At 45.4% G+C, this 18,384-nt stretch carries 17 protein-coding genes; 10 read left to right on the forward strand and 7 right to left on the reverse strand.

Features of this window, described 5'->3' with window-relative positions:
- Positions 1-2 precede the first annotated feature (2 nt).
- Both EK374_RS03720 and EK374_RS03725 read left to right on the forward strand, forming a co-directional pair.
- On the forward strand, positions 3-938 hold the full coding sequence (locus EK374_RS03720; RefSeq protein ID WP_127020254.1) for a hypothetical protein: 936 nt from the start codon (positions 3-5) through the stop codon (positions 936-938).
- Between the two features lie 121 nt (positions 939-1,059).
- On the forward strand, positions 1,060-1,437 hold the full coding sequence (locus EK374_RS03725) for a hypothetical protein (RefSeq protein WP_127020256.1): 378 nt from the start codon (positions 1,060-1,062) through the stop codon (positions 1,435-1,437).
- A gap of 429 nt (positions 1,438-1,866) precedes the next feature.
- Here the strand turns inward: EK374_RS03725 and EK374_RS03730 are convergent, their stop codons facing one another.
- The gene (locus tag EK374_RS03730) at positions 1,867-3,936 is read right to left on the reverse strand and encodes a S9 family peptidase (protein WP_127020258.1); all 2,070 of its coding nucleotides are present in this window, start codon (positions 3,934-3,936) and stop codon (positions 1,867-1,869) included.
- 203 nt (positions 3,937-4,139) lie between these two features.
- Between EK374_RS03730 and EK374_RS03735 the strand changes: the two genes are divergently transcribed.
- Genes EK374_RS03735 through dtd form a run of 4 tightly spaced genes read left to right on the forward strand, consistent with a single transcriptional unit; the run spans position 4,140 to position 7,481 of the window.
- The gene (locus tag EK374_RS03735; protein ID WP_127020260.1) at positions 4,140-5,177 is read left to right on the forward strand and encodes an FAD:protein FMN transferase; all 1,038 of its coding nucleotides are present in this window, start codon (positions 4,140-4,142) and stop codon (positions 5,175-5,177) included.
- Between the two features lie 5 nt (positions 5,178-5,182).
- Positions 5,183-6,073, forward strand: a complete 891-nt coding sequence (locus EK374_RS03740) for a virulence factor BrkB family protein (protein ID WP_127020261.1) — start codon at positions 5,183-5,185, stop codon at positions 6,071-6,073.
- On the forward strand, positions 6,070-7,047 hold the full coding sequence (pip, locus tag EK374_RS03745; protein ID WP_127020263.1) for a prolyl aminopeptidase: 978 nt from the start codon (positions 6,070-6,072) through the stop codon (positions 7,045-7,047). The genes EK374_RS03740 and pip overlap by 4 nt, the downstream gene beginning before the upstream one ends.
- Positions 7,044-7,481: a D-aminoacyl-tRNA deacylase gene (gene dtd / locus EK374_RS03750; protein WP_127020265.1), complete on the forward strand. Its 438-nt coding sequence runs from the start codon at positions 7,044-7,046 to the stop codon at positions 7,479-7,481. The genes pip and dtd overlap by 4 nt, the downstream gene beginning before the upstream one ends.
- Here the strand turns inward: dtd and EK374_RS03755 are convergent.
- Positions 7,459-8,076, reverse strand: a complete 618-nt coding sequence (locus tag EK374_RS03755) for a class I SAM-dependent methyltransferase (RefSeq protein ID WP_127020267.1) — start codon at positions 8,074-8,076, stop codon at positions 7,459-7,461. The genes dtd and EK374_RS03755 overlap by 23 nt on opposite strands.
- A 35-nt stretch (positions 8,077-8,111) precedes the next feature.
- On the opposite strand from EK374_RS03755, the gene EK374_RS03760 reads away from it, so the two are divergent.
- Positions 8,112-9,032 (forward strand): bifunctional GNAT family N-acetyltransferase/hotdog fold thioesterase, encoded by a 921-nt coding sequence (locus EK374_RS03760; protein WP_127020269.1) that lies wholly within the window; start codon positions 8,112-8,114, stop codon positions 9,030-9,032.
- 254 nt (positions 9,033-9,286) lie between these two features.
- The gene (locus tag EK374_RS03765; RefSeq protein ID WP_127020271.1) at positions 9,287-9,904 is read left to right on the forward strand and encodes a restriction endonuclease; all 618 of its coding nucleotides are present in this window, start codon (positions 9,287-9,289) and stop codon (positions 9,902-9,904) included.
- Positions 9,905-10,301: 397 nt separating this feature from the next.
- On the opposite strand, the gene EK374_RS03770 is transcribed toward EK374_RS03765, so the two are convergent.
- The 3 genes from EK374_RS03770 to hutC all read right to left on the reverse strand — a co-directional run bounded on the left by EK374_RS03770 (position 10,302) and on the right by hutC (position 13,666).
- Entirely contained in the window at positions 10,302-12,329 is a 2,028-nt protein-coding gene (locus EK374_RS03770) for a methyl-accepting chemotaxis protein (protein WP_127020273.1), read from the reverse strand.
- Positions 12,330-12,642: 313 nt separating this feature from the next.
- Entirely contained in the window at positions 12,643-12,780 is a 138-nt protein-coding gene (locus EK374_RS20650; protein WP_164731787.1) for a hypothetical protein, read from the reverse strand.
- A 160-nt stretch (positions 12,781-12,940) separates the two neighbouring features.
- Entirely contained in the window at positions 12,941-13,666 is a 726-nt protein-coding gene (hutC, locus tag EK374_RS03775) for a histidine utilization repressor (RefSeq protein WP_127020275.1), read from the reverse strand.
- Positions 13,667-13,791: 125 nt separating this feature from the next.
- Between hutC and hutI the strand changes: the two genes are divergently transcribed.
- Both hutI and EK374_RS03785 read left to right on the forward strand, forming a co-directional pair.
- The gene (hutI, locus tag EK374_RS03780) at positions 13,792-15,027 is read left to right on the forward strand and encodes an imidazolonepropionase (RefSeq protein ID WP_127020277.1); all 1,236 of its coding nucleotides are present in this window, start codon (positions 13,792-13,794) and stop codon (positions 15,025-15,027) included.
- A gap of 61 nt (positions 15,028-15,088) precedes the next feature.
- On the forward strand, positions 15,089-16,636 hold the full coding sequence (locus EK374_RS03785; RefSeq protein ID WP_127020279.1) for a putative bifunctional diguanylate cyclase/phosphodiesterase: 1,548 nt from the start codon (positions 15,089-15,091) through the stop codon (positions 16,634-16,636).
- Between the two features lie 65 nt (positions 16,637-16,701).
- On the opposite strand, the gene EK374_RS03790 is transcribed toward EK374_RS03785, so the two are convergent.
- The gene (locus EK374_RS03790) at positions 16,702-17,739 is read right to left on the reverse strand and encodes a formimidoylglutamase (RefSeq protein WP_127020281.1); all 1,038 of its coding nucleotides are present in this window, start codon (positions 17,737-17,739) and stop codon (positions 16,702-16,704) included.
- Positions 17,740-17,742: 3 nt separating this feature from the next.
- The gene (rraA, locus tag EK374_RS03795) at positions 17,743-18,228 is read right to left on the reverse strand and encodes a ribonuclease E activity regulator RraA (RefSeq protein WP_127020283.1); all 486 of its coding nucleotides are present in this window, start codon (positions 18,226-18,228) and stop codon (positions 17,743-17,745) included.
- Positions 18,229-18,384 lie beyond the last annotated feature (156 nt).

Raw genomic sequence — 18,384 nt, forward strand, 5'->3', positions numbered from 1 at the left:
TCATGACATTCGTAATGAAAGAGTTAATCGGATTGGCTCTGCTGCTGGTAACTATGCTTTGTTTTGTAACAAATGCACATGCTGAAGTCCCAGCACAAGTCGTGGTCTGTAATATTTGTACAACATCTTCTGTGTATGCTAATGCAGCCAAAGAAGTTGGTATTGGCAACGTCATTGTTGTTAATCTTGATAGGCGCGAAGCTAAAGCTTTTGAAATTATACTAGACCCGAATTATTACGATGAAAACATTGGCATCCCTCTTGAGCCATCGATAAGATATCTGCTCGCAATTCCTCAAGCACTGCCTGCAGATGTAATTCCTGCCATCAACGGTTATCATGAATTAAAGGCTGCATTCGAACAATATCGTAACTCCAATACTGTTAATATCATTAGTTCCGATACCAGAGGGGCAGCAATATTCCAATCAAGTAATTCTCTTGCAAATGGATGTGGTAACCCCAACGAACCATGGTCTTATGCAATTATTCCTAACTTCCCTTTTGAAGCCGCTTGCGACTCACATGATATCTGTTACACGGGTACTCGCAGTAAAGGCAGTTGTGATGACGAGTTCAGGTTTAATATGAGAAACACAATACTACAGCATGCTGCTGGAAGCTGGTGGTCAAGTGTTACCGGAAAAGCTCTGATAAGTTTACTTCTCTCATCACAAGCTGAGCTCTATTACCAGTTTGTCAAAAACCATCCCATTGCTCTCGCAGCATATTGCGGTGCAACTCAAAATACTAGTGCTGCTGAGTGCGCACCTAATGCACCACTGCAAGGCGGAAGTGGAGGTGGTTATGCTACCATTAGCTATCCAAGTTTAAATGGCGGTACTATGTTCCAGAGCTGCGAATTGTGGCGTTTTCCTAATGGCTTAGGCGGTCATTACGTTATTGAGCGAAATTGTACTTTTCATTATGTACCATAGCTAAATAAAATTGTTTCTCGCAGAGAATGGTTATCTGGAATATATCCATTCTCATCAAGTATCATGAAATTTTTACTCTAAATAAGCTGAATCATAATAAAAATTATCCAAGGAGTTTTACATGCACTTAGCTGAAAAATTTAGGTATGCCCCTATTTTATTGATGGCCTTATCACTGACCATTGTAATATATATAACAAAAGAGACGAGCTTGTTTATATGGTTTTGGATCACTCTGCCTATAATTATTCCGTTGGTTGTCGCTGCAGTCCAACTTAGCGGTAAACTGAAAAGTCAGGTTATCCCTGTGTCTGGTGTTATAACCTGTATATTCCCTCTTCCCTTCTATCTAGAAACCTTCATGGCTACATCAAGCTCAGATGGACAGGCAGGGCTAATTTTTGCCGTCATGCCTGTTTATCAGATGTTCGGGTTAGTCATTCTCTCCGTTGCTGGTTACGCTATATTGGCATGGCGAAAGAAACATTATCACTCATGAAGTGCTTCAACTTAACTCGGGATAAGAAAGTTTGAACTACAAGCCATCTTCGTGATCGAACCTTTTTGGCTAAGAATCCAATAACAACAAAGAGGGTCTGTGCACAAGCTAGTGGAAGTGTTTTGCGAGCTAGATTTATCTGCTGTTTTCACTACTGAATTGGAGAAAGCTCTGTTAACAAATTCAGCTCGTTGTTTGAGTGCTTTTGGAACGTAATTGACACATCTTGCTTTGTCTTTTAGGTTAGCCAGATCGATTGCTGAACAGCGTGAACAAAAAACAAACACTCACGCTCTCGCCTTGGGTTGTCGAACTGCTTGCCTGAAACAAGACCAACAAAACCACACTGATATACAAGCATCCATGCTTCTTGGTTTTGGTGTTCAACAGCACAGATAAAAAAGCCCGGAGAACCGGGCTTTTACAGTGTTAGTTTGAACTGGTTTTGTATTGATTAAACCAGGCCAGAATGTACTCAATCTTGGTGATCATCCGGCTGGGTTTATTGGCGATGCCATGAGGCGAGCCAGGAATCCGCACCATCACAGTGTCGACTTTACGAATTTTTAGTGCCTGGTAAAACTGTTCAGACTCACTAATGGGCGTGCGTCTGTCCGCTTCTCCTGTCATCAGCATAGTTGGAGTGGTGACATTACCCACCAGGGATAAAGGTGAACGTTTCCAATAATGCTCAACGTTTTCCCAAGGCACACCAGGGAACTGATGGAAGGTTTGATACAAATAGCTGTCGCCTGTCAGCACTTTACTCAGCCAGTTGATAATAGGTTTGACCACTGCTGCTGCTTTGTAACGTTGGGTCAGGCCTACCGCATAAGCTGTGGCTATGCCGCCGGCAGATCCACCAGCTATAAACAGGTTATCTTTATCAACAAAACCCAAGTCTATCATCGCATTGACGCCTGAATCGTGGTCAGCGTAATCCTCAGGTGAGCTGTATTTACCATGTAATAACATGGCAAAACGTTCGCCATAAGACGAGCTGCCTCTGTGATTATCGTAAAACACCACATAACCTTCAGTGGCAAAACGTTGCATCTCAGCGCTGAAATGTGGGCCATAGGCTAAATGTGGGCCGCCATGAATTTCCAGCATCATGGGGTATTTTTTCTTTGGGTCAAAATCCGGTGGTGTGATATACCAACCTTGGATTGGCTCGCCATCAAAAGATGATTTGTAATTAATTTCATGCACTTGCCCCAGTTTTTTATGACCAAGCACATCTTCATTTAGTGCAGTTAAAGTACGGGTTTTGCCATTAACAATCACGGCCACATCAGCCGGACGCTGGGAATTACCCTGAGTAAAGGCGATCACTTCATTCGCCACACTGTATTCGCCGCTTAAATATGGCTGAGGTAGAGCTGCACCAGACAGCTGATCGGTTAACTGCTGCAGTTTGCCGGATAAAGAAACAGAAGCAAGAGTGCGTTTGCCCTTATCGTCAAACTGGATCACCAGACTGCTATTGTCGAACCATTGTGGGTTTTCGACGTCTCTGTCGAGCTCTTTGGTCAGGTCTTTAATTTCGCCTGAGCGCCAGTCCATCAGTTTTAGTTTGCCGTTGGTGTAAGGTACTTTTTCATTATTACCCCAGACAAAAGCCAGGTATTTGCCGTCGGGTGAAAATACAGCTGAGGTTTCCTGACCTGGCATACTGGTCAGCTGCTTTAACTGACTGTTGGCTAGCGTGAACTGGTACAAGTCGCTGTCGCGTGGCTGGTATTCCCAGTCTTTGCTGGTATTAGCCGAGAATATCAGTGCTTTGCCGTCCGGTGTCCAGCTTAAGTCTGAGCCGTAATTAAAGTCACCTTCAGTCAGCTTGCGTTCTTTACCCCCTGTGGAAGGTAAAACAAAAACATGGCGAAACTCTGATTTTAAAAAGCCCTGGCCGTCGGCTTGATATTGAGCCCGTTCAATCAGCACTGCAGGTTCAGACCACTTGGCGCCTTCAGGTTTTTTCGGCATTTTGGTGGCTTTAGCCAGTTTGGTCGGTTGAGCCGGTACATTCATGGTGAAGGCTAGTTGTTCACCATCTGGTGACCAGCTTAAATTGCCTGGGCTTTTGGAAAGCTGACTGACTAACGCGGTTTTGTTTTCTTTAACGTAATGCACATGGATTTGGCGCGAACCTGAACGGTCAGAGATAAAAGCAATGCGGCTGCCATCTTCAGACCAGCGTGGGCTGGCGTAGTTAAACTGATCAACAAATAAAGGACTTTGATGGCCGGTTTTTACATCCAGCAACCATAAACTGCTGTGCGTACCGTCGGTCATAATATCGTTGCTGTTACGCACGTACACTAGCTGTTTGCCATCTGGCGATACTTGCGGCTCCTTAGCATATTCCAGAGCAAAAATATCTTCAGATTCAAAGTACTGGCTTGTTGCATCCGAAGCAAAAACGGGCAAAGTACAGAGCAAAGTGGCACTTGCGATGCAAGAGTAAATAAAAGGCGCTAAGGCCTGGGGCTTTTTCATTGGTAAACCTCTTCTGATAAGACAGTAAACAAACTAACCTGAGTCAGGTGATTGCACAATTTGCCAGCGACCAAAACCTGAATTTAAGCGTCCAGTCTGTTCGCTTGTTCCGCTGTAAGCCAGTAACTACGGCCTTAGTGGCTGGATTTTATGCCTTGTTTTGTTTACACTGGCGCCATCCATTCTTTTGTCTGTAGCGCCTTATGTTGTTAAAACGCCTGAGTGTTTTTGCCTTTCTTCTTGTTGGTTTAACCGCCTGTAGTCAACCCGACCCCATTCAACGCATTTCAGGACCTGCTCAAGGTTCTACTTTTACTGTTAGCTTTTGGAGCGAACAAGAGCTGGATAAAAGTAGCTTAGAAACTCAGTTAAAAGATGAGCTTGAACGCATCGATCTGCTGATGTCGAATTACAGACCTGACTCTGTGATTGAAGGCTTTAATGCCCAGCAGAGCCTTGCCCCAACAGAGGTCGGTGACGAGCTGGTGCAACTGGTTGAGATTGCCAAACAGATATCTGCTTACAGTGAAGGTTGTTACGATTTAACGGTAAAACCTTATTTTGAGCTCTGGGGTTTTCGTGGTGATAAGCTGACTAAACCTAGTATTGAGCAAATTCAGGCACTGAAACAAACCATTGGTCTGGATAAAGTGACGCTCATTGACAGCAAAAGTTTAGCGAAACAACACTCAGCTTTACGAGTCGATGTGTCCTCCATTGCTCAGGGTTACACAGTAGGCCAACTGGCAAAAATTCTTGATAAAGCAGGTATTCAAAACTATCTGGTGGAAGTGGGCGGTGAGCTGGTCAGTAAAGGTAAAAAGCCGGAAGCAAAAGCCTGGCGTGTGGCTATTGAAAAACCTTTACCTGACTCACAAAAATTACAAAAAATCATTAGTGTGCAGCAGGATGAACCTCTATCCATTATGACATCAGGCACTTACCGTCACTTTTATGATCAGGATGGTGTACGTTACAGTCATGTACTTGATGCTCGCACCGGAACACCTGTGACTCATGCTACAGTGTCGACCACTATCTTAATTGCTGATCCAACCTGGGGCGACGCCTGGTCGACTGCATTTTTATGTATGGGTAGCGAGCAAGGACTGAAAGTTGCGGATGAACTGAAGTTACCCGTGTTATTTATTGATCAGCAAGGTGCTGATTTTATTGAAAAGCCAAGCAAAGCTTTAACTGAAGCTCTATCTTCAGGTACAGCGTTCAGCTTCGTGGAGTAAAACTGATGGCACAAGGATGGGACAAAGAGAAGCTGCAGTTGTGGCGCTCAAAGAGCAATAATTTTTTAAATTTGTATCTTAAGCGTTGTCAAAACGACCAAATCAATGTGATTGGTGGGTATCTGGCCTATATCTCGTTATTGTCTCTGGTGCCTTTTATTGCGGTGATGTTTTCGGTGATGGGTGCTTTTCCGATGTTTGGTGAATTGCGCGATCAGCTGGAAGCTTTTCTATATGCTAATGTGGCGCCAGCAAAAGGCGATGAATTACGCTTGTATATTGCCGGGTTCGTTGAAAATATTGGCAAAATGACAGCTGTAGGTATTGGTGCTTTGGTGGTTGTGGCGCTGATGCTGATCCACAATATCGATAAAACTATCAATAGCATATTCCGTATTAAAAAACGCCCAAGGCTGATTATTTCGTTTTCTATTTATTGGATGGTGCTGACCTTTGGGCCTATTCTGCTTGGCGCTTCCATTGCTGTAACTTCTTATATTTTGTCTTTATCTAGTCTGGCTGATGGTTACACTCCGGGGTTAAGCACTGTATTACTGACATTGACGCCTTATGTGTTTTCTATTCTGGCATTTTTTCTGCTGTATCTGGTGGTGCCTAATGCCAAAGTGCAGTATCGCCATGCATTAATTGGAGCAGTAACAGCCAGCGTTATGTTTGAATTATTGAAAAAAGGTTTTGCCCTTTATATCACTCATTTCCCATCCTATCAGGCCATTTATGGTGCTTTGGCTTTAGTGCCGATTTTATTTTTATGGATCTATCTGGTGTGGCTGGTGGTGTTATTAGGCGCTGAGTTAACTGCTTTGTTGGAAGAGCTTTATCTGCAGGCAGCCTCTGAGACTGAAAAGTTAGCCGAAAAGGACAACACTGCATGAATACAGCCGTCTCTCTAGACCCCTTTTCCACTGAATGGCTTCAGACTCCTGACCATCAGCAGATTTATCTGGAACAAAGTGGTAATCCGGATGGTATTCCGGTGATTTATTGCCATGGTGGTCCTGGTGGTGGTAGCTCGCCTTTTCATCGTCAGTTATTTGACCCAGCCTTGTACCATATTATTATTTTTGACCAGCGAGGCTGTGGTTTGTCTGTTCCTGCATTGCAGTTGGAAAGCAACAGTACTCAACATCTGATCGCGGACATGGAGTTGATTCGACAGCATCTACAGATCCAAAGCTGGGTTGTAGCTGGAGGGTCCTGGGGCAGTACCCTGGCTTTGGCCTATGGCCAACACTATCCACAGCATTGTTTAGGTTTTATTTTGCGTGGTATTTTCCTTGGGCGAGAGCAGGATATTGATTGGTTATATCGCAACGGTTTTGGTGCCAGTCAGGTATTTCCTGATTATTATCAGGATTTTATCAAACCAATCGCTCATCTTTCACAACTGGATGTTCTGCAGGCCTACCAGTTGCAGCTGCATCATAAAGATGAAGCTGTCCGTGTAGAGGCCGCTTTGGCCTGGAGTATCTGGGAATCCCGTATTGCCACTTTGCTCCCCAACGAATTTGCCCGCAGTGGCGAAATGGATACGCAGTCAGCTTTAGCTTTGGCGCTGATTGAGCATCATTATTTTCAGCATCAGTGTTTTTTTGAACCCGATCAACTGCTGAATAATGTGCATAAAATCAGCCATTTACCTTGTCAGATAGTGCATGGTCGTTACGATATGATCTGTAAAGCTGAAAATGCTTTTAGTCTGGCATCACTTTGGCCTGGTGCTCAGCTGAACTGGGTGGTGGATGCGGGTCACTCCGCATCTGAAACGGGTATAACAAAAGCTTTGTATCAAGCCAGCCTGGTGATGGCGAGGACAGTGCGGACAGAAAAAGTGGAAGCTATGGTATGAAAGCCCTTATTCAGCGGGTTAGTTCCGCCAGTGTGACAGTGGATCAACAGGTTGTTGGCGCTATTCATACAGGTTTATTGGTGCTGCTTGGTGTAGAGAAAGATGACACAGAGCAGCATCTCAAAAAATTGGCAGAGAAAGTACTTAAATACAGAGTGTTTTCCGATGAAAACGGCAAAATGAATCTGAATGTGCAACAAGCTGGTGGTGCTTTGCTGGTGGTATCACAATTTACTTTAGCGGCTGATACCAATTCGGGTTTAAGACCCAGTTTTTCTACCGCTGCTCATCCTGATAACGCATTGAAGCTGTATCAGGATTTTGTTACTTACTGCAGAAGTTTTGGTATTGAGGTCGCTACAGGTCAGTTTGGTGCTGATATGCAGGTGGCGTTGGTCAATAATGGCCCTGTTACTTTTCTGCTTGAGAGCTGATTTCATAAATCAGATTCAGATGGCGATCAATGTGGTGGCATTGATAACGGCGCTCTGTCAATAAAGCCTCCAGTTCCTGCTGATATTCAGGTTGTGACAAATTGATCCAAATGGTGCCAGTCTGCTCTAAGGTTTTTTGCATAGCCTGCTGCCAGCCTTCAAAAAGTGGATAAATATCCCAAAGCACAAAAGGCCATTGCTGTTGGTTGTTCTGCAAAAAATCCTGAGCAGATAACGCCAGTACTTCTTCTTTTCCCTTCAGACAAAAAAAACGCTGATAGGCGTCGATCACCGCCTGATTTAATTCAACAGTCACAAGTTGAGATTTAGGCAAAATCGTTGTGATAAACCTATTGATATCACCACCGCCTAAACCCAATTGCAACACTGATTCTGGTTTAAGCTGTTGTAAAGATTGAAGAATGGGCACCAAATGGGCTGAAAGTGTTGCAGCTGGCGCTAACTGGTTCATCTTGCTTTGCATGATGCCGTCCAGATAAAGGCATAAAAAACAACCTTCTTCCGTTAGTTCCAGCCGGGGTGGTCCCGCCTGAAACCAGACTAACTGTTGTATAGCGTCAGGTTTTTGTTTCACAATACCCTCAAATCAACGGACTACAGGACGACAACGTGAACTGGCAGCTTAGCGCCCCACACACTGAAGCTCAATGGTTAGCTTACTATCAATTACGCTGGCAGGTGCTGCGAGCTCCCTGGGATCAACCTAAAGGCTCTGAACAGGATGAGTTGGAAACAGCGTCTTTTCATCGTATGGTTTGCACCGAAGACGGTGAAATTGTGGCAGTTGGACGCTTACATAAGGTAGACGAAAATACAGCTCAGGTGCGTTATATGGCGGTGTCTGATCAATGGCAGGGTCATGGCTTAGGCGCTATGGTGCTGCAGCAGTTAGAGCAGGTGGCGCTGGATCAGGGCATGCAACGCATTATTCTCAATGCCCGTGATACGGCTTCTGGTTTTTACCAAAAAGCGGGCTATCAGTATCTGGAACCTGCCAATGCTTTATTTGGTATAGCCCATCATCGTTATGTGAAAAGCTTGGCCTTTTCTGCTTCTTTAAAGGAACTGCAACAATGGGTGCCAGAGTTACAGCAAACCTTCTGGCAAAAAATTCCGCTTTCTTCTTATATGCAATTAAAAGTGCAACATGTGGATAGGCAAAAGATTTGCTGTGCCGCTCCGCTCGAACCCAATATCAACTTACATCAGACCATGTTTGCTGGCAGCATTTATACCTTAGGCACCTTAACTGGCTGGGGAATGGTCTGGCTGCTGTTAAACGATCAGCAGCTGGATGGCGATATTGTATTGGCTGATGCTCATATCCGGTATCTGAAACCTGTCACAGGCCGTGCTGAAGGTCGTTGCTGGCGACACCAATGTCAGCCGAATTTTTCAGCATTGGCACAAGATCGCAAAGCTAAGCTGGATATTACTGTCGGTATTTTTTGTGATGATATACAAGTAGCTGTGTTTGAAGGCCGCTTTGCTGTGTTACCGAAAAAACACACTAGGGGCGAGATCGCTTAGCCAACAAAGCTGCAGCTTTAAATACGCAAAAGTCAGATTTAACCAAAGTAGTTGAAGTTGCGGCGAGGCGGCAAGTGGGTGAGACCCCGGGAGCATAGCTGTCTATGTGACCGGGGCGAGAACGCTTAGCCAACAAAGCTGCAGCTTTAAATACGCAGGTTAAACAGATATAAAGCAAATATCAGGGTTCATTCAGGTAAAAAACTCTGCGGAATTTGATACTTCAGCTATCAAGTCCGTCAGGAGAACCTGTGATGAATAACAAATGGTTGATCAGCTCATGCATTGCGACAGCCGCAGGAATAGTTGCAGGGGCAACTTACCTGTTATTTTCTGAGTACTCAGTTTTGTCCGGCAGTCAAAGTTGGGTATTAAGCTCCACTTGGTCAAGTGTGATGTTATGGCTGTTTATGTCGATGTTTCTGCTGGCTCTGCTGTTTAATATTCTTGCTTTTCTGGAGCTTGAACGTCAGGAAGAAGTGCTGAATCCTATGTGGTGGCCGCAAGGCAATAAACTTGGGCGGCAGCAACAGCAGTTTAAAGAGAACACTCAACTCTTATTACAATTTTTTGGCCGAGAAATGGAATCGGTAGAAGATTGTGAGTCCCACTTTTTAATTCGCCGTCAACAACAGGCTTTATTACTTTACATCCAACCTGAATTAGATCATGCGTTGACAGTTGCTCAGGTTCGAACTGTGTTTCAGCAGATGTTATCACTGAACTGTCAAAGGGGCTTAATCGTCAGCTACCAGAAAATTAATAGTCAGGTCAGGCTTTTTGCTGCAGAAGCTGGTATCGAACTTTTTGACCAGCAACGACTGAAAAAATACATAAATGCTGAAAATTTCGACCAATTAGCGCTGATATAAGGCTGTTATCAAGCTATATAAAGCTTTCGTCATGTTTTTTTCGCCAAATTTGTCATGATGATCAAGCGTTTACGAATGTTAGACATGGAACGGAATAAAGATAACGGATTACACACTTCCTGCCTGGTCAGACACTGTCTGGCCATTTTTTTTACTGCCACACTGACCTTTCATGTGTTCTATTCTGTCACTTCACTGTTTTGATAGCAGGTTACTACCGAATCACTTAGCCAGCTTTTTGCGGCATCAACTGATGGATGCAGAACTCCGTCTTAAGCAACTCCCGACTGCAAAAACGTCTTCTCCGCTCAACTTTATTGATGACAGTGTTCATCTTTGGTGCTGATAAAAAAGCCAGAGCAATGGCTCTGGCTGATGACCAGGTAAGAGGGGCTGTTTAATGTAATTTGAAGCTGCGCACTGCGTTTTCCAGTACGCCTGCCGCTGTCGCAACCTGTGCACTTTGCTCCAGAGTTGAAGTGGCTCTTTCGGTACTTTGTTCTGCCAAATCCACCATGCTATGCATGCTCTGCTCTATAGCTGTTCCGAGCTGTAACTGGCTGGACGTAGTGGTAGCAATATTATCGCTGATTTGATGCATCGCCTCGATAGCATGGTTAATTTCAGCTAAAGCTGTCATTAGCTGGCCGTTTTGCGCTACACAGTTATTGGCATCGGTTTGGCCTTTTTCGATAGATTTCACCGCATGCATACTTTGTTGCTGCAAACTGCCAATCATAGAGCGTATTTCATCTGTCGCTTGCTGACTTCGCACTGCTAAAGAGCGGACTTCATCTGCGACTACAGCAAAACCGCGGCCTTGTTCACCGGCTCTGGCTGCTTCTATAGCCGCGTTTAACGCCAGCAGGTTGGTTTGCTCGGCTATGCCACGAATAGTGGTCAGAATGCCACCTATGTTGTTTGATTCGGTGTTTACCGCCTGCATGGTATTGCTGGTATCGTTCAGTTGCTGCGCCAGTTCCTGGATCAGTTTGTTATTGGCCGCTGATACCTGATCAATTTGCTGGCTTTGGGTTAAAGCCTGCTGCATTTGCTGCTGCGCTATATCGGCTTGCTCTGCGATCTGATGTGTATTGGTCGCCAACTGCTGGGTAATACCATTCACTTCAGCGACCTGATGATGCTGGGTACTTAAAGCCTGATGAATAGCACTGACTTCCTGGCTGGAGAAGCGAGCGCTTTGATTCAGTTCCAGTACCCCTTGCTGAATTTGTTCAATCAGTTGTCGCAGGGCTTTAATCAGCGTATTTACATTGGTAGATAACTCACCAAATTCATCGTCTGAATTAATGGTCAGTTCCCGGCTTAAATCGCCTTGAGCTATGCGGTCGAGCACTCTGTTGATACCAGATAAAGGGGTAATCATGGCTTTAATGGTCAGGTAAGCAGCGCCTATTGCCAGACCCACCAGCACAATCAGCATAATGACTGCGCGGATAGTGCCGGAATTTAAGGCGGAGGATAAATCTTGTTGTAACGAATTAAATTGGCTATCTGCCTGACCGATCATCTGATCCAACGCGGCCACCGCCTGTGTCACTTGTTGTTCCGACAGTTCCAGTTGTTGCCTTGCTGTTTGTAATTGTTTTACCTGTAGTAATTTAATACTCACCAGGTTGTTTGCGCCTTCAATCCGGCTTTTGGCTTCGTTCAGTTGCGTCAGAAAATCCTGCCATAAATCATCAGCACCTACTTGTTTCACTATGTTTGCAATGTAATCCAGATTGCCTTGCATATCACTAAAGGCAAACTCTAGGTTTTCCTGACTGCTTGCCAGTTGTGCCGGATCTGTCATAGCGGCTATTTCACGCACAGTTTTCAGTAAACCCAACAGCTGACCATCCATCCGGCCCGCTGCGCCTTCTAATAATTCCATTTGGCTCGCTTTGCCTGGCGCCTCTAAAAAGGAAATATCCACCAGCGTTGCACCTGCTGTGTCGATCAGATTTTCCAGCTCTTTCAACTCTGCGCCGGCTTTGTCACCCTGAGTTAAAGCTTCTAAGCGGGCTTTAAACAGTTGCTCAACGGCTTGCTGATAGGCCAAAGAGGTTTGTTGTGCTTCTGCTAAAGGTTTTTGTAAAGCGGGTTCTTTGGTTACTAAAGGCGTCAGAGTGTCCATTCTGCTGCGGAATATGTCGGATGTCTGGCTAAATTCGTTTTGATAGGACTTAATTTTGACAGCGTCTTCAGCCGTATAACCCAAGGCTGATAATTTGGCGAGTTTAAGTAACTGAATTTGCGCCATATTGCTTTGTTGTTGCACCGGTACTGCGGTTTCATTCATCCGGCTACTGGTACTGTTTACTACAGCAAAACTCCAGAGCGACGATAAACTGGCGACTAATAACAGCAAGGCAATAAAGCCAAAGCCCAGATAAATTTTATGTGCAACACGAAGTTTCATAGACAAATTCCAACAGCTGTTATGGTTTTAGTATTGGTTAGAAATAAGGCATTAGGTATATACGCAGCTGAAACTAACAAAGTTTTTTTAACTGGTCTAGCCAGATTGGTGCAAATTTAGTTTTTTCTTATAAAAAAAGAGCACCAATTTGGTGCTCTTTGTTAGAAAGCGTAATAAAACTATGAGCTTAAAAGCTGCTTAACCAGTTAACCAGTAATAAAGAATTTAAGCTGCCCTGAGGCAGCAGTTCAGTTGCTTTTTCGATATCAGCAGTAAAGTAGCGGTCGTCATTAGAAAAGCTGATTTGATGAGGTCAGATTGTCTTGGCTTGCTCAACTGCCGCAGTGCCTTTTAGTGGTGCGCGTAGTGGTGCACGGAAGTCGATAGGGGATTCATCGACTTCACAGGCAATCAAATGAAAACCAGCCATAGTGGCCGCCACCCATGCCACCTAAACCGCCATACACCACTAAAGAGCGCTTCAGGGTTGAGCTTCTTCATCAACATAGGTTTGGCAGCGGTATGCCAGCTCTTGGCGGTAATTTCACTGCAGCGGGTGGCTCGGATCACAGGGCTTGGGTCTAAACGTGGATGCTCATAAGGTTATCTTTTTAAGTCTTAGGTTTGATCGTCAGGTGCCCGCCTAAACGATAGCGGCTGCCTGCACAAGTCAGATAGGCAAAACTGACAGCGCCACCCCGGCTGAAGGTGCGGCGTGTCAGGCGTAAACAAGGTTCAGAAGCTGGTATTTTTAAATGCTGGCGTGTCAGTTCATCCGGCAATACAGCTTCGACTATATGCTCGGCGTCTGTTAAAGGGGCCACAGCACTTAAGTATTCATGAGGGGTTTGTAGTACAAAATCCTGCGCTAAATAATCAGGCACTTGCTCCGGATTGACATAACGGGCTTCCAATTGCAGAGGCTGCTGGTTTTCATAATGCACAATCAATGAAAAAAACACCGGCGCATTGCGGCTTAAACCTAAAGCTGTGGCGACAACTCCAGGGCAAGGTAAGCTGGTCAGTTGCACTAGTTCGGCTTTATGAAAATGGCCACGGCGCTGAATTTCATCGGCGATATTACGAATTTCCAGCAAAGATGATTGTGACTTAGGCGAAGCGACAAAACTGCCAACCCCCTGAGTACGATACAACACGCCTTGTTCGGTCAGTTCTTGCAAAGCACGACGTGCCGTCATGCGACTGACAGCAAACTGAGTCGCCAGCTCGTTTTCCGATGGAATACGACTATGCTCAGGCCAGGCTGCAGTTTCTACCTGACTCAAAATATAATCTTTGATAGCGGCAAACTTCTTTTGCCCAGAACTGTTGTCCATGACTGCTTTAACGCCTGAGTTTGAATGCAAAGAAAAATAGCTGAATTTGGTTGTATATACAAGTTGTTCGGGTAGAATTAATTTCAGCGCTAGAAAACAGGCCAAAAGCCGTGCAGGGGAATGAAATGCAAGTCTTTGATGCAATTTGGATTAATGTCAATTTAGCTACTATGACTGATAATGGTCAGCCTTATGGTGCTATTACCAATGGCGCTTTGGCTGTCAAAGAAGGCCGTATTGCCTGGCTTGGTGCTAAAGCCGATTTGCCGGAAACTGACTTGTTATCCACGCCCTTGTATGACGGTAAAGGCCAGTGGTTATTACCGGGATTCATCGATTGCCACACTCATTTAGTGTATGCCGGCAGCCGCGCTAATGAATTTGAAATGCGTTTAAATGGCTCTACTTATCAGCAAATTGCTGAAGCGGGCGGTGGCATTAAATCCACAGTGGCTGCGACCCGTGCCGCCAGCCATGAGGAGTTGTTTGTACTGAGCAAGCAGCGCTTAAACACATTGTTAAGCCAGGGCGTAACCACTGTTGAAATCAAATCAGGTTATGGTTTGGATTTAGAAACAGAGCAAAAAATTCTGGAAGTCGCAGCAGAACTCAATCGTACTCACCCTATCGATATTCAGAAAACCTTTTTAGGTGCTCATGCTTTGCCGGCGGACTATGCGGGGCGGCCTGATGACTATATGCAACTTGTGGTGGATCAGATGCTACCACAACTGCATCAGCAAGGCTTGGTTGATGCGGTTGACGTATTTTGTGAAGGCATAGGCTTTTCGGTCGCTCAAAGCCGCTTGTTATTTGAAAAAGCCAAAGCTTTAGGCTTGCCAGTCAAGGCGCATGCCGAGCAGTTATCGCATTTAGGTGGTGCCAGTTTAGTGGCTGAATTCAGTGGTTTATCTGCCGATCATATTGAATATCTGCAAGAACAAGACGTGTTGGCAATGAAAGCTGCTGGTACTGTGGCCGTGGTGTTGCCTGGTGCTTTTTACTTTTTACGAGAAACCAAATTGCCGCCTTTTGATTTGTTGCGCCAGCATCAGGTGCCTATGGCAATTTCTACCGACTTAAACCCTGGTACTTCGCCTTTCTGTAATTTGCCTTTAATGCTGAATATGGCTTGTACTTTATTCCGTTTTACGCCGCAAGAAGCCATAGCTGGCGTGACCCGGCATGCGGCTGCCGCTTTAGGTATGGCCGACAGAGGCACTTTAGCTGTGGGCCTGCAGGCTGATTTTGGACTTTATCAAATCAGTCAGCCAGCAGAATTGTGTTATCAGTTTGGTGTCAGCGCCTTAACTCAATTGGTTAAAGCAGGGCGTGAAGTCAATCTGCGTGGACTGAGCTAACTTTACAAGGTAGAAAAACAGAGTAATCTTAAGATCTTATCTGATCTTTTGAGTGTTGGCTGTGTCGTTATTTTTTCGGTCTGTTTTGTCTGCTGTACTGCTGACCAGCTCTGCTCCCGCTTTGGCCCAGAGTCTGGTGGGCCAGCCTTTATTTTATGCAGTGGTACTATTAACCCTGTTAGTGCTGCTATTGGCTGGCTGGATCTTTGTGTTGAAAAAACGCCAGGCAATACAAGAACCGGCGCACAAAGAAGCCAAATCCAACGACTTGTCCTTTTTATCCTTGCATGATGACACCAGCGGTTTGCCTAATAAATTGCAGTTGCAACAGCAGTTTGAGCTCTGGTGTCGCAGCCATCTTAATCAAAAAGCCTCCTTGCTGTTATTAAAAATTCAAAACTTCGAACGAGTGAATCAGGCGTTGGGGCACCAGAATGCTAATCTGGTGTTGTTACAGATAGCTCAGCGCATTAACGCCGCTGTACAGCAGGATCAGGAATTGCTGGTGCTGGAGCAACAAGGAAAACAAAGCAGTAAAGTTGCTCATTTAGGCGGGGTAAATTTTGTACTTTGGGTCGATGCGAATACCCGCCAGCATGCGGCAGAGCAAATTGCCCGCCGACTTGAGCACAATGTGCCTGAAGCCTTACTCATTCATGGCTGTGCTGTGGAGTATCAACTAAAAAGTGGCATTGCCCATTATCCGCAGCATGGTGAATTGTTATCTGATTTAATCGAACGTGCCCATCTTGCGATGCAAAACCGACAATGGACCCAGACCAGTTCACAAGTCTTCCATCCGGATCTGATCAGTTATAACAATGACAAACTGGGCTTGATGGCCGAGTTGCGTCATGCCATTAGCCAGCAACAATTAAAACTGCATATTCAGCCGCAAATTGCCTTGAGTTCGCGCCAGGTTGTGGCTGGTGAAGTATTGGTGCGCTGGCATCATCCGCGCCGTGGTTTGTTGGGACCAGCAGAGTTTTTAGAACTTGCTGAACAAATGGGAGTGATTTACCCCTTGACGCAATGGGTACTGGAAAAAGCAGTGATGACCCTTGCCGAACTGGCACAACAAGAGATCCACTGCAAAATAGCGGTAAACATTTCCAGTAAAGATTTATTGCAGGATGAGTTGGTTGATAGCTTAGAGCTGTTATTGAAACGTCATAAAGTGCAGCCAGCGCAGCTGGTGCTGGAACTCAAAGAAAGTGCCTTGGTCGCAGAACCAGCGAAAGCGATGCGTATGCTAAAACATCTGGCACAACTTGGAGTAGAGCTGGCGCTGGACGATTTTGGCACCGGATTTTCATCGCTGGCTTATTTACGTGAGCTACCTATCAGTCAGGTGAAAGTAGACTGCTCCTTTATCTTTGACTTGCACCGTTCAGATACTCACACCGCTATTACCGGCGCCATTATTGATATGGCAAAAAACATGAGTTTTATGGTGGTGGCCGAAGGCATTGAACAACCTGAAGTCGAGCAAAAACTAATAGCTATGGGCTGTGCCAGAGGGCAGGGCTTTTTATATGCCAAGCCCTTTGCATTGGATGCTTTTCCTGAGTGGGTAAAGCAGTGGAGTTACAGTAAGGCGACTTACTAGGGTCAGAAGCCGTCAGCTCTGACCCTAGAATCTGAAGTTGTCTCGATTTTTTTTGAATCAATAACTTACGTAGGCTGAATCTTACCAAACAAAAAGGCACAGACTAAAGCCGTTAAAATTTGACCCGCATCGTTCATACCAGCAGCTAAACCAGCAGGGTGCTGAGCCGGAGCTGCTTCAGCCAGGTGTAAGTAACGACTTTGAGTTTGGCTTGCCAGCAAATATACAAAATGCTCAGCTTGTTGCACTGATACGCCACAGCTATTGTAGGCACTGACCGGCATACCTGTAATAGCGTCTGTATCTAACTCTATACCAAAGACTTGCAGTGAATCGCGTTGACTTAACCACTGCTTCAACAGTTCTGGCCAAGCTGCTTGCTCGCGGACAAACAGCTGCTGATAACTCAACACATCCACACCAGCAGTTTTAATTTGCGCTAAGGAACTGGCTGAGTTTTTCAGCTCATGCAAACCCATCACCAGATAATGTCGCAGATACCCCTGAGCTTTGGCGTAACTAAAACCATTGCCACTGTGGCGGCCTTCCAGCAAACGGAAATCAGCATGAGGATCAAGGTTAATGCAATTAACCGGCTGCTGCTGGCTTTTGGCTAAAGCACTTAACAGTGGCAAGCTGTTGTTATGACCGCCCCCTATCAGTATAGGCATTAAGTCTGCAGAAAAAATAGCCGACAAAACAGGCTCTAAACGTAAATCAATCTCTGCACAGAGACTACGTAAAGTCGCGACATCGGCATTTTGACTTTGCTGTTGCAGGTCGGCGCAGTTCAGCTCACCCAACAGCAGTATCTGTGATCCGTCTAAAAATTCGTTGTGCTGCAAGTTAATAAACTTACGGATAAAGGCCTGCCAGCCGAGATCAGAACCACCCTGACCTAAATTGGCGCGCGGGCCTATATCTTCAGGCACTCCCAACAACACAAAAGCGCAGCCTTGTTGTTTAGCTGCAGTTAAAGCTTCAGCTAAAGGCAAAACAGGATCGGCATAATGCAACACCTGACCCAAACGGGTTTCACCTTCGCGCAGCTGTTGAAAGGCCGCCAGAGAGGCGGCCTGATAGCGGATTAGAGCATCACTCATCTGTTATTCCAGATCTAAAGGCTCAGGGGACAAAATAATGCCTGTGTTGTCGGCATACAAATGGTCGCCAGGTAAAAAGGTCACACCACCAAAGTTCACTGGAATTTCGTGTTCACCAAATCCACGATCATCAGCTCCGACAGGAATAGCGTTTACTGCCTGAATGCCAATATCAAAGTCTTCCAGTGTGTCGACGTCACGCACACTGCCGTAACAGACAATGCCTTCCCAACCATTGGCTGCAGCTATAGAAGCTAACTCGCCATCAATCAAAGCGCGACGGGCAGAACCACCGCCGTCAATTAATAACACTTTACCCACGCCAGATTCGGCTAAAGCCTGACGAATTAAACCGTTGTCTTCAAAGCATTTAATGGTCTGGATTGTGCCACCAAAAGAACGGCGGCCACCGTAGTTGGCGAATATAGGCTCAACCACATCGATCATGTCGGCGTAAAGGTCACATAATTCCGAAGTGTTATATTCCATTTGGTGCTCCAAACTTTAAGTCTTTGATCAAAAACACAGTATACCCGTCTCACCTGAAGCTGCAAGGTCGTTGACTGCGCTCAATCGCCTCGTTGACGGGGCAACTGCGAAATAGTCAGCTCAGCAGTGGATCTTTTGTCAACGCGGCGCCTACTG

The organism is Rheinheimera mangrovi (assembly GCF_003990335.1).
Taxonomy (GTDB): Bacteria; Pseudomonadota; Gammaproteobacteria; order Enterobacterales; family Alteromonadaceae; genus Pararheinheimera; species Pararheinheimera mangrovi.